This is a genomic window from Mariniflexile sp. HNIBRBA6329 (assembly GCF_043558645.1).
Lineage (GTDB): Bacteria > Bacteroidota > Bacteroidia > Flavobacteriales > Flavobacteriaceae > Mariniflexile.
This window is the reverse complement of sequence record NZ_JBIFXS010000001.1, coordinates 432,440-446,291: the sequence shown is the minus strand read 5'-3', so window position 1 is coordinate 446,291 and position 13,852 is coordinate 432,440. Positions and strand designations below refer to the sequence as shown.

General features: G+C 35.0%; 7 protein-coding genes. 2 read left to right on the top strand and 5 right to left on the bottom strand.

Features of this window, described 5'->3' with window-relative positions; translation table 11 throughout:
- Positions 1–83 precede the first annotated feature (83 nt).
- Positions 84–1,928, top strand: coding sequence for a cation:proton antiporter (locus ACGK9U_RS01805; protein ID WP_394464646.1), 1,845 nt, complete (start codon positions 84–86; stop codon positions 1,926–1,928).
- A 5-nt stretch (positions 1,929–1,933) separates the two neighbouring features.
- Here the strand turns inward: ACGK9U_RS01805 and ACGK9U_RS01800 are convergent, their stop codons facing one another.
- From ACGK9U_RS01800 to lepA, 5 genes are all read right to left on the bottom strand, one after another.
- Complete coding sequence (locus tag ACGK9U_RS01800; protein WP_394464645.1) at positions 1,934–4,336, bottom strand: glycoside hydrolase family 31 protein; 2,403 nt, start codon at positions 4,334–4,336, stop codon at positions 1,934–1,936.
- 142 nt (positions 4,337–4,478) lie between these two features.
- Positions 4,479–6,386 carry a 1,4-alpha-glucan branching protein GlgB gene (gene glgB / locus ACGK9U_RS01795; protein ID WP_394464644.1) on the bottom strand — a complete coding sequence of 636 codons (1,908 nt, stop codon included), beginning with the start codon at positions 6,384–6,386 and terminating at the stop codon, positions 4,479–4,481.
- A 3-nt stretch (positions 6,387–6,389) separates the two neighbouring features.
- A complete protein-coding gene (locus ACGK9U_RS01790; protein ID WP_394464643.1) occupies positions 6,390–7,655 on the bottom strand; it encodes a glucose-1-phosphate adenylyltransferase in 1,266 nt (421 codons plus the stop codon).
- A 6-nt stretch (positions 7,656–7,661) separates the two neighbouring features.
- A complete protein-coding gene (locus ACGK9U_RS01785) occupies positions 7,662–9,068 on the bottom strand; it encodes a glycogen synthase (RefSeq protein WP_394464642.1) in 1,407 nt (468 codons plus the stop codon).
- Positions 9,069–9,311: 243 nt separating this feature from the next.
- Complete coding sequence (gene lepA, locus ACGK9U_RS01780; protein WP_394464641.1) at positions 9,312–11,108, bottom strand: translation elongation factor 4; 1,797 nt, start codon at positions 11,106–11,108, stop codon at positions 9,312–9,314.
- Between the two features lie 264 nt (positions 11,109–11,372).
- On the opposite strand from lepA, the gene ACGK9U_RS01775 reads away from it, so the two are divergent.
- Positions 11,373–13,811 (top strand): TonB-dependent receptor plug domain-containing protein, encoded by a 2,439-nt coding sequence (locus tag ACGK9U_RS01775; RefSeq protein ID WP_394464640.1) that lies wholly within the window; start codon positions 11,373–11,375, stop codon positions 13,809–13,811.
- Positions 13,812–13,852: the final 41 nt, after the last annotated feature.

The window sequence follows — 13,852 nt, the reverse complement described above, 5'->3', positions numbered from 1 at the left end:
AATACCTAAAAAGGGATGGCTTGAATAGTTGTTGGTATTTTAAATAGAATAAAAATTAGTATTTTAACACCAAAATTCAGTTTATGGTAGAACTAGCAGGTATTATTATTTTGGGTATATTGGCTCAGTGGGTTGCTTGGAAATTTAAAATCCCCGCTATTTTACCCTTAATTTTAATAGGTTTACTGGTAGGTCCTATAGCAGCAGCTTATATAAATGTAGATGGCAGTAAGTGGATAGAACCCGTTTGGAATGGCAAAAAAGGGTTGTTTCCTGGAGATGGATTGTTCTATTTTGTGTCGTTGGCCATTAGTATTATTCTTTTTGAAGGAGGTTTAACATTGAAACGTTCTGAAATAAATAATGTTGGGCCTGTTATTACTAAATTAATTACTTTAGGCTCTACCATTACGTTCTTTTCCGCAGGAATTACAGCACACCTATTATTCGATTTAAGTTTAGATCTTTCATTTTTGTTTGCAGGTTTGGTAATTGTAACCGGGCCAACGGTTATCACACCAATTTTAAGAAATATTCCTCTTAAAAAAGATGTTTCAACCGTTTTAAAATGGGAAAGCATCTTAATAGACCCTATTGGAGCATTGGTTGCCGTATTGGTGTTTGAATTTATAAGTGTAGAAGGTGATAGTGGCTTTACCAGAACCGCCTTGATTGAGTTTGGAAAAATTGTACTTTTTGGAACTACCTTTGGGTTTACTTTTGCCCATGCTTTGGCTTTTGCCATTAACAGAAACTTTATTCCCCATTACCTTTTAAATGTAGTATCGCTATCAACGGTGTTATTGGTTTTTGTTGAATCTGAAATTTTTGCGCACGAATCCGGTTTATTGGCTGTAGTAGTTATGGGTATGGTGTTAGGAAACGGTAAATTGGAAAACATAAAGGAACTGCTGTATTTTAAAGAATCGTTGAGTATTTTGCTCATTTCCATTTTATTTATTCTGCTTGCAGCAAACATCAATATTGATGATTTAATGCTGCTTTATACCTGGAAAACCGTAGCACTTTTTGCTGTGGTTGTTTTCGTGATTAGGCCGCTTAGCGTTTTTTTATGCACCATTGGGTCTACCTTAAGGTTTAACGAAAAAGTATTTATAAGTTGGGTAGGGCCGCGTGGTATTGTGGCTGCAGGTATTGCATCGCTTTTTGGTAGTAAATTAATAAAACAAGGGGTAGAGGGCGCCGAATACATTACACCATTGGTGTTTATGATCGTTTTGGGAACGGTATTATTAAACGCCACTACAGCACGTCCGTTTGCAAGACTCTTAGGGGTGTTTTTAAAACGCTCTGAAGGTATTTTGATGGTTGGGGCGTCTCAATTTTCCAGACTTATTGCACGGTATTTAGAAGATAATGGCCGACATGTTGTTTTAATTGATAGTAACCAGAATAATATACAATTGGCTCATGAAGCAGGATTGGAAGCCATTAATACCGATATATATTCCGATACGTTAGAGGACAATATAGAGCTTAACGATGTTGGTTTTTTAATGGCGTTAACAGGAAGTGCCGATATTAATGATTATGCCATTAAAAAGTTTTCTGAACAATTTGGTGAAACAGGTTCATACAGACTTATTACCGTTGATGAAATGTATAATCCAGACAATAGCCCAAGGGAAGGGTTGTTTTCGCATACTGATAACTTTATATCGTTAACTGAAGTAGCTAGAAAATATCCCGAAATTCATGAAATAGAACTAAATAGTAAAGGGCACTATGATGAATTGATTGAAATCACGAATCATGATGAAGACATCATTCCATTATTGGTAAAAGACAAACGAGGTGTTTTGGAAATAATTTCGTCGTATAATAAGGCTATAGATAAAATAGAAAAAGGCTACAAGTTAGTATATCTTGGTAAGCCTTTTTCTAGTAAACCTAAACGAGGTATGTAAATTTTCTATGCTATAACATGAAGTTCTGTAAACTCTTTACTAACAACAATGGTATTGTCGCCATTAAGTTTTACATCTTCAAATAAAGCCTCTTCATTATCAATTTGAATTTTCGATATTTCAAACGGTAAGCCGTGGAATCTAATCTTCAAAGTTTCGTAAGGCGTCGTGTATTTACCCGATTTAAATTGTTGAATAATAACGGTATTTTCTTTACCAACAAGTTTAAAGTTTCTAAGGCTGTATCTACCTTTAATGTAATCGTATCCATCTTGGGCATCTTCAAAAACCTGGGATGTTTCTTCGCCTTCTTTATAGTAAACATCCAAAATAAGTTCATCCAAAGGTTTTTCGCCTACAAATTGTTGAATAGGGTATTTAGGAATAATAGCACCTTCTTTAAGGAAGATAGGCATGCTATCTAGATCGGCATCAACCCAAAGCTCTTGTCCGCCTTCAAATATTTCATCAGTCCAGAAATTATACCAGTTTCCAATAGGGAAATACATACGTCTTCCTTTAGCATTAGGCTCGGTAATAGGGCAGGCTAATATTTTTTCGCCAAAAATAAACTCATCGTTTCTATAATGGGTATGGGCATCACTTTGGTCGTATAAAACAAGTGATTTTAAAATAGGAATGCCCTCGTTGGCATATCTCCAGAAAGCGGTGTATAAGTAAGGCAGCAATTGATACCTAATTTCAATAAATTTTCTAACAATATCTGTGATGTTATTGCCAAAAGCCCAAGGCTCTTGGTCACCATGGTCTCCAGATGAGTGCGTTCTACAAAATGGGTGGAATATCCCTAATTGTATCCAACGTGCGTATAATTCGCCATTTGGTTGTTCGGCAAATCCGCCAATATCAGAACCTATAAACGAAAATCCAGACATACACATACGTTGCGCTTGAATGTTGGCAATGGTTAAATGTTCCCAAGACGCTACGTTATCACCCGTCCAGCTAGACGTGTAACGTTGTGTTCCCGAATATGCGGCTCTTGTAATAACAAAAGGCCTCTTAGGGTAGGCGAATTTTTTAAGCCCCTGATAGGTGGCCCTAGCCATTTGCATACCATAAACGTTATGCGCTTTTCTGTGGCTGCATTGGTTTCCGTCGTAATCGTGTCTTACATCGTTAGGGAATGTTTTACCAGGTACATCCATAACGGCTGGTTCATTCATATCGTTCCAAACACCTTTAACACCTATGTCTTCAACAAGTTCTCTAAATAAATCAGACCACCATTCGCGTACTTCAGGGTTTGTAAAATCTGGGAAATAACACTCCCCAGGCCATACTTTTCCTTTCATGTAAGGCCCGTCGGCACGTTTACAGAAATAATCTTTTTCCAATCCTTCTTGGTAAACCGAGTAATCTTTGTCTATTTTAATTCCCGGATCTATAATAACAATGGTTTTAAATCCATCATCGGCCAATTCCTTAACCATTTTTTTAGGGTTTGGAAAGTATTCTTTACTCCAAGTAAAGCATCTAAAGCCTTCCATATAGTCAATATCTAAATAAATAGCATCACACGGTATTTGTAGTTCTCTAAACTTACTTGTGATTTCTTTTACTTTAGACTCTGGATAATAACTCCATTTACATTGGTGGTACCCTAAGGTCCATAATGCTGGTAATTCGTGTGGTTTCCCTGTTAAATCGGTGTATATGGAAACAACATCGGCCATTTGAGGGCCATAAATGAAATAATAATTCATTTCACCACCTTGTGCCCAAAAACTTGTAATGTTTCTACGTTCATGGCAAAAATCGAAGAAGGTACGGAAAGTGTTGTCAAAGAAAATCCCGTATGATTTTTTGTGATGCAACCCAGTATAAAACGGAATGGCTTTATAAATAGGATCGGTATTTTTTCCATAAGCATAAGAGTCGGTTACCCAATTTTCAAAACGCTTGCCTTTTAGGTTATTATCAACGGGTTTATCGCCCAATCCATAATAACTTTCACCTTCTTGAGCGGTTTTGGACATTTTTACAATATCGCCACCAAACTCATAACTTTCTTCCCAATGGAAACCTAACTCATCTTCACAAATAAGCGTTTTGTCTTTAGCATCATAAAGAGCCGTTCGCATATCAACTTTTGCGATGTGGCAAATAAGCTTTGAAGTAGTAATAATATATTTATCGTCTTCTTCGGTTACTTCCAAAAAATTGTATCCTCTACTCGCGTATTTAGTTATAGCGTATGAAAAGTCTTTTTCGAATACACCTGTTGTAGTATATCTAAATCTTAAGATACTATCGCGTTGTACGGTAACTTGCAATACAACATTGTTTTCAGAGGTAAATGATAAAGTGTCTAGGTTTTTTTTGTAGGAAACTATTTTTGACGGGAACAGATTCCCTTTATATTCTAATTCGGTATTTAATATCATAAATTAAAGCTAATAATTAATACAGCCAAAATACTAAATTCTATGCACGTATAAGGCTTGTTTTTACTAAAAAACAACTTGCAATATTGCGTAATGCGCAATATTGCAAGGAGTTATTTTAATAAATCTCAATGGGATTTTTTTATTTAAAATTAAAAATTGTTATTGCTAATGGAGGAAGAATGATTTCTGCGGAATATGCTTTACCATTCCAAGCTTGTTTTTTAATGGTTATTTCTTTTTTGTTTGAAACACCTACGCCGCCAAATTCTTTAGAATCGCTATTGAATATTTCAATTAGTTTTCCATTAGTAGGAAGTCCTATTTTGTAGTTTTCTCTAACTGCGGGTGTTAAATTACAAACTACCACGACATTTTCTTTTGCGTCATTTCCTTTTCGAATGTATGAAATAACACAATTTTCGTGGTCGTCGTAACTAATCCACTCAAAACCTTCACCTGAAAATGCTTTTTCAAAAAGGGCAGGAGTTGATTTGTAAAGACCATTGATGGCTTTGTAATAATTTTGAAAGTTTTTATGAGGTTCAAATTCCAATAAATTCCAATCTAAACTTTCTTGAAAATTCCATTCGTTGTATTGCCCAAATTCGCCACCCATAAACAGTAATTTTGTTCCAGGATGCGTAAACATATAGCCGTATAAAAGCCGAAGGTTTGCAAAACGTTGCCATTCATCACCTGGCATTCTACCTAAAATAGAGTTTTTGCCATATACCACCTCGTCGTGCGAAAGCGGAAGCATAAAATTCTCAGAGAATACATAGGCTAAACTAAAAGTGATATCGTTTTGGTGGTATTTTCTATAAATAGGGTCTTTTCCGAAGTACTCTAGGGTATCATGCATCCAACCCATCATCCACTTCATTCCAAAGCCTAAACCGCCTAAAAACACAGGTTTTGAAACACCTGGAAATGCGGTAGATTCTTCAGCTATGGTTTGTGTATCTGGGAATGAAGCATAAATTTCTTGGTTTAATTCTTTAAGGAATTCAATAGCGGCAAGGTTTTCTCTACCACCATAAATATTCGGTTCCCATTCGCCATCTTCTCTGGAATAATCTAAAAACAGCATTGAGGCAACGGCATCTACACGCAACGCATCAGCATGGTATTGATCCATCCAAAACGCTGCATTACTTATTAAAAAGGATTTTACTTCGTTTCTTTCATAGTTGAAAATTAAACTTTTCCAATCCTGATGATAGCCTTTACGTCTATCAGGATGTTCGTATAGACAAGAACCATCAAAAAAGCCTAAGCCATGGGCGTCTTCAGGAAAGTGGGAGGGTACCCAATCTAGAATAATACCAATATCATTTTGATGCAATTTATCAACTAAATACTTAAATTCCTCAGGGTAACCAAAGCGAGATGTGGGTGCAAAATATCCTGTAAGCTGGTAGCCCCAAGAAGGGTCGTATGGATATTCCATAATGGGCATGAGCTCTACGTGGGTAAAATTCATGTCTTTTACATAGTTTACCAAATCGTCTGCCAATTCGTAATACGATAAAAATCGATCTTCTTCTAAATGGCGTTTCCAAGAACCTAGATGAACTTCGTAAACCGAATAAGGCGCATCTAAAGCGTTATGTTTTTTACGCTTTTTCATCCAATCGGTATCCTTCCACTTATATTTATCGTCCCAAATAATGGAAGCTGTTTTTGGTGGATGCTCACAACGGCGTGCGTAAGGGTCGGCCTTTTCGGTTTTTATACCATTGTTATGGCTCTCAATTTTGTATTTATAAATGTTGCCTTTACCTACTAGTGGTATGAAGCCTTCCCAAATGCCACTGCTGTCCCAACGTACATTTAATTGGTGCTCGCCTTCTGTCCAATAATTAAAATCGCCTATTACAGAAACTTGTTTGGCACTTGGTGCCCAAACAGCAAAATAAGTGCCATCAATACCATCAACGGTGGTAATATGAGATCCAAATTTTTCATAAAGCCTATAGTGTTTACCTGCTTTAAAAAGGTTAATATCGAAGTCTGTAAATAGACTATAAACTTTTACTTGTGCCATATATTATATTACAAATCCGTTAGGGATTATTGCTCCATTTTTAATTACTACAATGCCATCCCTAACTACATACGTGTCGGTTTCGGTATTTTCTAGGTGTGTTCCGCCATTTATCCTAACATCATCTCCAATACGGCAGTTTTTATCTAAAATGGCATTTTTAATAAAACAGCGTTCGCCAATTCCCATTAAAATCTTTATTTTCTTTTCTTCAATTTCAAGAAGTGTTTCGTAATAATCGCTACCCATCATATAGGTTTTTATTACGGTTGATTCTTTACCAATTCTGGAACGAATACCAATTACCGATTGTTCAATTTTTGCAGCACTAATTAAACAGCCCTCTGCTATTACCGCTTTTTCCAGAGTTGTTCCTGCCAATTTTGTAGTGGGCAGCATGCGTGCATGCGTATATATGCGTTTTGTTTTATCATATAAATCAAATTTTGGGATATCATCAGTTAAACCAATATTTGCTTCAAAAAACGAGTCTATGTTTCCAATATCTGTCCAGTAACCTTCGTATTGATAACTTAAGGTTTTGTGTTTTTCGATAGACTGTGGAATAATTTCTTTACCAAAATCTATGGTAGTAGTATCGCTCATTAACTCAATTAACAAATCTCTGTTAAAGATATAAATACCCATGGAGGCCAGGTAGTTTCTGCCTTCGTTTTTCATTTCGTTACTAACTTCTGATGTCCAATCGGGAAGTAAACTAGCATCTGGTTTTTCTATAAAAGCAGTAACAATACTGTCGTCATTGGCTTTTAAAATTCCAAATGAAGTTGCATCTTTTTTATTAACTGGTATGGTAGCGATAGATATTTCTGCACCACTTTTTTCGTGGGCCTCAATCATTTTATCGTAGTCCATTTGGTATAATTGGTCTCCCGATAATATTAAAGCATACTCAAATTCATGTCTTAAAAAGTGGTGCATACTTTGGCGAACAGCATCGGCAGTTCCTTGAAACCATCCTTTATTTCCTGGGGTTTGTTCTGCAGCTAATACATCAACAAAAGCACTACTAAAAAAACTAAAATGATAGGTGTCTTTGATATGGCGATTTAAAGAAGCTGAGTTAAACTGCGTTAAAACAAACATACGTTTTATGTCTGCATTAATACAATTTGAAATAGGGATGTCAACCAATCTGTATTTACCTGCTATTGGCACAGCGGGTTTTGAACGTTCTTCTGTTAGTGGATGTAGTCTAGAACCTTGGCCACCACCCAATATGATGGCTAAAACCTTGTTGTTAATCATAATTAGTTAGTTTATGGAGTTATATAAATTTATGTATTCTTGTGCTGAAACATGCCATGAATGGTCTATTTCCATGATGCGATGTTGTATGTTTTTATATTCTGATTGCTTTTGATATAGGTCTACACCTCTATCTATAGCGTTGGTTATTTCTAAAACCGAAACATTATCATGACAAATTCCAAAGCCATTTTCTTTGGAAATATCTGTAACAGTATCTTTTAAACCGCCGATGCTTCTAACAATAGGAATGGTGCCATAGCGTAACGCATACATTTGGTTTAAACCACAAGGCTCTACGCGCGAAGGCATGAGTAAAAAATCGGCACCTGCATAAATAATATGCGATAGTTTTTCGTCGTAGCCTATAAAAGCGTTGTATGTACCAATATAATCTTTTTTTAGGTTTTCTAGCTGTTCTTCAACAAAATTATTGCCAGAACCCAATAATAATATATTAAGGTTATTTTTTTCAAGCGCTATTTTAAATGTATCTGGAAATAAATCTGAGCCTTTTTCTTCAACCAGCCTACCAATAAAGGCAAATAAAGGTTTTTCAAAATCTAAATTAAAAAGGTTACACAAATATTGTTTATTGGCTTCGGCGCCTTCAGCAACTGTTTGTATGGTGTAATTTTTTACAATATAATGGTCGGTTTCTGGGTTCCAAACATCGGTATCAATACCATTTAATATACCAGAACATTTGGCGCTTTCGGCACTTAACAAACTTTCCAATCCGTTGGCGGCCAATTTTAATTCTTCCATATAACTAGGTGAAACTGTAGTAACACGCCATGCACATTTTATGGCAGCAGCTAGTGGGTTTATAACGCCTCCCCAATCTAATATACCAACATGGTTAAAATTAAATGCTGGAATTAACCCTACTTTTATATGTGAAAACCACCCTTGGTATTGTGCATTATGAATGGTTAATATGTTAGGTATTTTTCTAAATGCTTCATATTTATAACTTTCTTGAAGCATAAAAGGAATAAGACCTGTATGGTGATCATGACAATGTATAATATCTGGGTGTTTTTCCCAAGTTAGCATCCAATCGAGTGCTGCTATTTGAAATGCCAGAAAACGCTCGGTATCATCAAAAGAATATACATATTCTTTAAATAATAATTCAGGAACGTCTATAAAAAACACATCAAAATCTAAAGGTTTTTCTTTAAGTATTAAAACACTAAAATCTTCAGTGTTGTTTCCTAACGTAATGTGGTTACTATATATAGTTGTAAACTCATTTTCTTTAGTAAATTTATTGTCGTAGAAAGGCATAATAACCTGCGACGATACTTTAGAGCTGTTCTGGTATTTAGGTAAAGCTCCAACAACATCGGCTAGTCCTCCTACTTTAGCAACCGGATAGCATTCTGCGCTTATGTGAATTATTGTCATTAATATTTTGCTTTGTTTATAAACTTACAAAAATATTATGCAATATTTTGGGGGAAATTTATTTTTGAAGAAATTATTGAGGATTGCTAATTAAGCGAAATATTCAATAATAAATTTTAAATTAAGCCTTGAAATAATAGCAATCATTCAATTAAATGTTAAGATTTTCTATTATTTCAAGGCTTTTAAAAGGTTTAAAGCTTTCTGGTATTTAGAAAAAAGTAATAAAAATCAGGTGTTTTTTTAGTCATTCAATTTTAAAACGGCCATAAACGCTTGCTGAGGTATTTCAACATTACCTACTTGACGCATACGTTTTTTACCTTTTTTCTGTTTTTCTAAAAGTTTACGTTTACGAGAAATATCACCACCGTAACATTTAGCGGTTACATCTTTACGAAGTGCTTTAATGGTTTCACGTGAAATAATTTTAGCACCAATAGCCGCTTGGATTGGAATATCAAATTGTTGACGCGGAATTAACTCCTTCAACTTTTCACACATTTTTTTACCAATGTTTTGTGCATTATCGGCATGAATTAATGCCGAAAGGGCATCCACAGGTTGTGCATTTAATAAAATATCTAAACGCACCAACTTGGAAACTTTCATCCCAATTGGGTGATAATCAAACGACGCATACCCTTTTGAAACAGTTTTCAATCTATCATAAAAATCAAATACAATTTCAGCCAAAGGCATTTCAAAAGATAATTCAACACGTTCGGTAGTTAAATAGGTTTGATTGGTAACAATACCACGTTTTTCAATACACAACGACATCACATTACCAATAAAATCGGCTTTGGTAATAATGGTTGCTTTTATATAAGGTTCTTCAACACGGTTTACGGTGGAAGGGTCTGGTAAATCGGATGGGTTATTTACAATAAAAGCCTCGTCAGGGTTTTTGTTTGTAAATGCGTGGTATGATACGTTGGGAACAGTGGTTATTACCGTCATATCAAACTCACGTTCTAAACGTTCTTGGATAATTTCCATGTGAAGCATTCCTAAGAACCCGCAACGGAAACCAAAACCTAACGCCGCTGAACTTTCTGGGGTAAATACTAAAGATGCATCGTTTAATTGAAGCTTTTCCATGGAGCTACGAAGCTCTTCGTAATCTTCGGTATCAACAGGGTAAATACCCGCAAAAACCATGGGCTTTACGTCCTCAAAACCTTCAACAATATTGGTGGTTGGGTTTGCAAAATCGGTAATGGTATCACCTACTTTTACTTCTTTAGCGGTTTTAATACCTGTTATCAAATAACCAACATCACCTGTTTTAACCGATTGTTTTGCAACTTGGGTTAGTTTTAGGGTACCAACTTCATCTGCATAATATTCATTATCGGTCGCAACGAATTTTATTTTTTGACCTTTTTTAATTTCGCCATTAAAAACCCTAAAATAGGTTTCAATACCTCTAAAGGTGTTGTAAACCGAATCAAAAATTAAGGCTTGAAGCGGCGCATTGGGGTCGCCTTTAGGAGCCGGAATACGTTCAATTACCGCAGCTAAAATATTATCAACCCCAAAACCAGTTTTTCCACTGGCGTGGATAACATCTTCGGGTTTACAGCCTAATAAATCGACAATATCATCGGTTACTTCTTCTGGGTTGGCACTTGGTAAATCTACCTTATTAAGAACAGGAATAATTTCCAAATCGTTTTCTAAAGCCAAATATAAATTTGAAATGGTTTGCGCTTGTATGCTTTGTGCTGCATCAACAATAAGTAAAGCACCTTCGCAAGCAGCAATAGAACGAGAAACTTCATATGAAAAATCGACGTGTCCCGGGGTGTCTATCAAGTTTAAAACATACTGTTCCCCTTTATAGGTATAGTCCATTTGTATGGCGTGCGACTTAATGGTAATACCACGTTCGCGCTCCAAATCCATATTATCGAGTAATTGGTTTTGCTTTTCACGCTCGGTAACCGAACCTGTAAAATCCAATAAACGGTCTGCCAAAGTACTCTTACCGTGGTCTATATGTGCAATAATGCAAAAGTTTCTAATATTCTTCATAAAGGAAATTCTATCCTAATTTAATTTGCAAATATAGATGTTTTTAAATGAGGCTGAAAGATTGCATACATGTAAATTATCCTATCTTCTAATAGATTAGTTTTTAAATGTATATTTTAAACTTAAATGATGGTTTTTTGGCATTAAATTTGTAATATTATTTTGATATTTTTTCTGTAAGAAATTAAACTTTTATCTATTTTTAAAGTCTTATACTCGTTTTGTGCTATATAATACCTAAACTAAATTAACCTCTATTTTTAAATGCTGCTTCTTTTAAACAGAATTACGAAACCATTATTAAAGTGTTTTTTAGTGTTTTTTTTCACTACTATTTTATTAAATGCGCAGGAAAAAAAGTCGATTCCTAAAATTGAAAAAGTATATATACATACCGATAGAACCACGTATACTTTAGGAGAATCGTTGTGGTACAAAGCTTATTCGGTTTACGCCTATAATAATATACTTTTTAACGAAAGCAATATTTTATATGTAGAATTAATTTCGCCCGATTCTAAAATAATTTCACGTAATAAAACACCCTTGGAAAACGGTTTAGGTCATGGCGATTTTAAATTGACCGATTCTATTGGTGTAAAAAAAGCAGGCACGTATCAAATACGGGCCTATACCAATTATAGCAGAAATTTTGGAGATGATTTTGTTTTTGAAAAAGAGATTGAAATTATTGATGTTTTTGAAAAACAGAAGCAGGCAAAAGAAACAGCAGATAAATTGAAGCCTAAGAAAACAGCTGAAAATTCAGTAGAATCTTCTGAAAAATCCCCTAACATTCAATTTTTTCCAGAAGGAGGTTCACTTGTAAATAATGTTCAAAGTGTTGTAGCTTTCAAGGCGGTTGATGATTTTGGAAACCCCATTGAGGTAAAAGGAAAGGTTTTTAATGCAAATAAGGAATTAGTGGCCATGTTTTTAAGCAATCATGATGGAATGGGAAAATTTCAAATGGAGCCACAAACAGGGAAAGAGTATCATGCCGAAATTTCAACTTCAGATGGGCGCTTAATTGATGTACCACTTCCTAAGGCTAACGAAACAGGTTACCTATTAAGTTTTAAGAATGTTCAAGGAAAAGACATAATAACCATAAAAACGAACAAGGAAACTTTAGCAGAAGCACCAAAAGCATTGCTTACCTTTGTTTGTGCCACAAGAGGCGCTTCTTATTTTGAAGGAAACTTTCCTTTAACCAGTACATCGCTTTCTTTTGAATTGCCTACAGCCGAAATTCCCGAAGGCATCACTCAAATAACATTATACGATACTAATTTAAGACCTCAAAGCGAACGTTTGGTTTATGTTGAAAAAGAACAGGACCTGCATGTAAATGTAACAACCGATAAAAAGGTTTATAAACCTTTAGAACAGGTTATGGTTAATGTGTCATCTAAAACCAATACAGGTAATTTAGTGCCCGCAAGCTTTTCATTATCCTGTATCGATACGAATGGTCAGGACGAAACAAAAGATTTTGGAACAAATATTAGTTCTTATTTTTTAATGGAGTCTGATATTAAAGGAAAAGTGCATAACCCAAGTTATTATTTTGATTCTGGTCAACCAAAGCGGTTATACCATTTAGATTTATTGCTTTTAACACAAGGTTGGCGTGATTTTTTATGGAAAAAAATCCCAAAAATGGACGATACTCATTATTATAAAGCCGAAAAAGGGTTTACGGTATCAGGCAGGGTAAAACAGCTTTTTGGAGATAAGCCAAAAGCAAATAGCAACATAACTTTAGCCTTAATGGGTAAAACTGGGATAAATATATTTGATTCGGAAACAGATTCTCTTGGGATTTTTAAGTTTGAAAACCTTATGATTTATGGAACTGCCAATATGTTTTTAAATTCTAAAAACGATAAAGGAAAAGGTAAAGGAGAGATTATTTTATTTCCAATGGACACTCCTCCCATACCGATAGATTTTAAACCTCAAGTAACCCATTTTTCTTTTGATACAGAAAAACTCCAAGAAACCATATTAAGAAAATATATCAACTATGGTATTGCGCCAGAAAACATATTAGATGAAGTTGAAATTATAGCCAAAAAGAAAAATACCACCCCAAGTTTATACGGCATACCGGATTTTAGCTATGTGGTAGGCGATGAAACACCTGTTTTTAATGATATTTACCAACTAATTCAATACAACATCCCAGGTGTTATTGTTGAAGGTGACAGCATTCGTTTTATGAGATTTAATGGTGCAGCGCATATTATACTGGATGGATTTCCAATAAACGACTCCTCACAAATAAACTTTATCCTGCCAGATAATGTTGAAAAAATAGATGCCATTAAAGGACCATCTGCAGCTATATTTGGATCAGAGGGTGCTAACGGGGTTATTGCTATTTACACAAAAGACCCTACGGCAAATGTGCAGTCTAAAAAACAATACCATAATATCAATCAAAAAATAGAAGGGTTTTATGATGCTCGTGTGTTTTATTCACCCGATCCAAACAAGCCATCCTTAGAAATGGATAATACAGATGCCGTACGCAACACATTATTTTGGAATCCGTATGTACATCCAGATAAAACGGGCGTTTCTCAAGTAACCTATTACAACAGCAAGGTTGAAACTACCGTAAAAGTAACTTTGGAAGGTATTACTGCAACGGGTATTCCTGTTGTGGTAAAAACGGATTATATTATTAAAAATTAAAGGGTTAGACACTTAGTTTTAAATTTATATGTTTCAAATAA

What these genes read in the sequence shown, in the direction of transcription:
- ACGK9U_RS01805 (WP_394464646.1), top strand. Translation starts at nt 84, where the DNA reads ATGGTAGAACTAGCAGGTATTATTATTTTGGGTATATTGGCTCAGTGG.
- ACGK9U_RS01800 (WP_394464645.1), bottom strand. Translation starts at nt 4,336, where the DNA reads ATGATATTAAATACCGAATTAGAATATAAAGGGAATCTGTTCCCGTCA.
- glgB (WP_394464644.1), bottom strand. Translation starts at nt 6,386, where the DNA reads ATGGCACAAGTAAAAGTTTATAGTCTATTTACAGACTTCGATATTAAC.
- ACGK9U_RS01790 (WP_394464643.1), bottom strand. Translation starts at nt 7,655, where the DNA reads ATGATTAACAACAAGGTTTTAGCCATCATATTGGGTGGTGGCCAAGGT.
- ACGK9U_RS01785 (WP_394464642.1), bottom strand. Translation starts at nt 9,068, where the DNA reads ATGACAATAATTCACATAAGCGCAGAATGCTATCCGGTTGCTAAAGTA.
- lepA (WP_394464641.1), bottom strand. Translation starts at nt 11,108, where the DNA reads ATGAAGAATATTAGAAACTTTTGCATTATTGCACATATAGACCACGGT.
- ACGK9U_RS01775 (WP_394464640.1), top strand. Translation starts at nt 11,373, where the DNA reads ATGCTGCTTCTTTTAAACAGAATTACGAAACCATTATTAAAGTGTTTT.